We start from the raw sequence: 287 nt of genomic DNA on the forward strand, positions 1-287 counted from the left end.
CGTCTCGCCCGGGCCCTGCGGCGCGTCGGCGAAGAATTGCAGCGTGGTCAGCGTGCGGGCGCGCGCCTCTTCGCGGGTGATCCAGCCATTGATCACGCCGACCGGATAGGCGGTCAGCGCGAACCCGACAGCGGCGATCGAGGCGAAGGACGGCGTCGGCCAGCGATCGGGGGCGAGCCCCGTCTCGGCATCGGTCGTCTCCCAGAAGAAGCGGAAGGTCCGTTCCTGCAGATCGCGGATCAGGTCGGGCTGCACGGCGGGGATGAGGCGCGGCGGCGCGACCCGCC

At 72.1% G+C, this 287-nt stretch carries 1 protein-coding gene; it reads right to left on the reverse strand.

Annotated features, from left to right (window positions below):
- On the reverse strand, nucleotides 1-287 hold a 287-nt coding region (locus E0702_RS16840), incomplete at both ends, for a hypothetical protein (RefSeq protein WP_240721806.1).

It is taken from the genome of Halomonas marinisediminis (assembly GCF_004347715.1).
Taxonomy (GTDB): Bacteria; Pseudomonadota; Gammaproteobacteria; order Pseudomonadales; family Halomonadaceae; genus Halomonas; species Halomonas icarae.